This is a genomic window from Microbacterium sp. Bi128 (assembly GCF_918698205.1).
In genome coordinates this window covers 1-1,274 of the sequence record NZ_CAKKMM010001434.1, presented here as the reverse complement: position 1 = coordinate 1,274, position 1,274 = coordinate 1, and the positions used below count along the sequence as shown (strand labels likewise).

The 1,274-nt window shown below is 66.3% G+C and carries 3 protein-coding genes; 2 read left to right on the top strand and 1 reads right to left on the bottom strand.

Annotated features, from left to right (window positions below; all coding sequences use genetic code 11):
- Positions 1-288 (top strand): hypothetical protein (locus LQV45_RS33450; RefSeq protein ID WP_230012060.1); only part of this gene is annotated, 288 nt, incomplete at its 5' end.
- Between the two features lie 35 nt (positions 289-323).
- On the top strand, positions 324-806 hold the full coding sequence (locus LQV45_RS33445) for an 8-oxo-dGTP diphosphatase (protein ID WP_230012058.1): 483 nt from the start codon (positions 324-326) through the stop codon (positions 804-806).
- A gap of 93 nt (positions 807-899) precedes the next feature.
- Here LQV45_RS33445 and LQV45_RS33440 read toward each other — a convergent pair.
- Positions 900-1,274: citrate/2-methylcitrate synthase (locus LQV45_RS33440; RefSeq protein ID WP_290370399.1), on the bottom strand; the 375-nt coding region annotated here is incomplete at its 5' end.

Below are 1,274 nucleotides of genomic sequence, written 5' to 3'. Positions count from 1 at the left end.
GTGCTGGGCTGCGCCGGCGGCTGGCTCGCCTATTCCATTTCCGGTGACGGGATCCGGGCGCTCCAGCTCGACGGCGGCTACGCCTGGTTCAAGATCGCCAAACTGCAGAACGGCCGATTCCTCTGCGATGTCCGGCAGGAGTGGTCCAGCGTCTACAACTGGGAGTTCCAAGCCACGAACAACCAGGGCCTCACGCCGCAGCAGGCCATGGACAAGGAATTCGCGCAGAAGGGGATACCGGTCGAACTGAGGCCGCAGCTTGTCGGCGACGGCCCGGCCGCCGGATAGCGCCGGCAGCCTGCGGCAGCTATAGGGTTGAGCACATGAAGCTCACGCCAGTCACTCTCTGCTTCCCGCTCCGTGAGGCGGAGAGCGGCACCGAGGTGCTGCTGGGCATGAAAAGGACCGGCTTTGGCATCGGCAAGATCGTGGGAATCGGCGGCCACGTTGAGCCGGGGGAGAGCGACGCCGAGGCCGTGGTCCGCGAGGTCTGGGAAGAAGCCGGGATCATAGTGCTCCAAGAGGACCTGGCCCACGCCGGCGTTGTCGAGTTCATCTTTCCGGCCCGGCCTGACTGGAACATGTCGTGCCGGCTCTTCACCACCCGGCGGTGGCACGGCGAACCCGCCGAGAGCCCGGAAATCACGCCCGAATGGTTCGACTCCGCGGCGTTGCCGCTGGAGCGGATGTGGCAGGATGCGGGGCACTGGCTGCCTCCGGCGCTGGCAGGCGAAACGATCGACGTCGTCGTGGTCCTCAACGAGGACAACGAGACTGTTGCGTCGGTCCGGATCCCGCGGCGCTGAAGTCCGCGGGCAAACAGCACGGGCCGGCCACCTACGAATAGGTGGCCGGCCCGTGCCGGCTGTCCGGTCCCGTGCGTCCCGCAGGAAGCCCTGCTACGCCAGGTGCCGTTCCTCGACGCCGTTGTACTCGCTCAAGGGACGGATGAGGGAGTTCGAATCCAGCTGCTCCATGATGTGCGCCGTCCAGCCTGTGATGCGGCTGGCGACGAACAGCGGGGTGAACGTGGCGGTGTCGAAGCCCATGAGGTGGTACGTGGGTCCGGTCGGGTAGTCGAGGTTCGGCTTAATCCCCTTCGCCTCGTCCATCGCCGTCTCGAGCCCGTTGTAGAGGCCCAGCAGCTCCGGCCGGCCATAGTGCGCGATCATCTTGTCCAGCGCCGACTTCATGGTGGGCACCCGGGAGTCGCCGTGCTTGTAGACGCGGTGGCCGAAGCCCATGACCTTCTTCTTGTGGGCCAGGGCGTCCTC

Coding starts and splice junctions, on each gene's coding strand:
- LQV45_RS33445 (WP_230012058.1), top strand. CDS start 324: ATGAAGCTCACGCCAGTCACTCTCTGCTTCCCGCTCCGTGAGGCGGAG.